General features: G+C 53.5%; 1 protein-coding gene. It reads right to left on the reverse strand.

Features of this window, described 5'->3' with window-relative positions:
- The coding region (locus HUS62_RS22480) for a hypothetical protein (RefSeq protein WP_175081211.1) at nt 1-467 on the reverse strand (467 nt) is incomplete at both ends.

A 467-nucleotide genomic window follows, 5' to 3' on the forward strand; every position in this document is an offset into this window, starting at 1 on the left:
TCACTGATGATCACCGTTACGGTTTGACCGTCTTCCACATCGCTCACCGTGCCACGAACGACCATGGCGGCGCTTTCACCGTTGCCATTAATCACGCCGTCGGCGGTTTTATCAATGCTGGTTGTGATCGCTGCGGTGTTATCAAGCTCGACTGCATCTTGTGCTGAAATCGGGTTGCCAGCCACATCAGACACGCTGGCTGTAGCGGTGAGTGTCCCGTCGTTTAATGCGCTTGCATCAATCGGATCGGTAACATATTCGCCGTTTTGTACAAGTGCAGTGGTTTCAACTTGGTTTGTGCCATCACTGATGATCACCGTTACGGTTTGACCGTCTTCCACATCGCTCACCGTGCCACGAACGACCATGGCGGCGCTTTCGCCGTTGCCGTTAATCACGCCGTCGGCGGTTTTATCAATGCTGGTTGTGATCGCTGCGGTGTTATCAAGCTCGACTGCATCTTGTGC

It is taken from the genome of Pseudoalteromonas sp. 0303 (genome assembly GCF_013349995.1).
GTDB lineage: Bacteria > Pseudomonadota > Gammaproteobacteria > Enterobacterales > Alteromonadaceae > Pseudoalteromonas.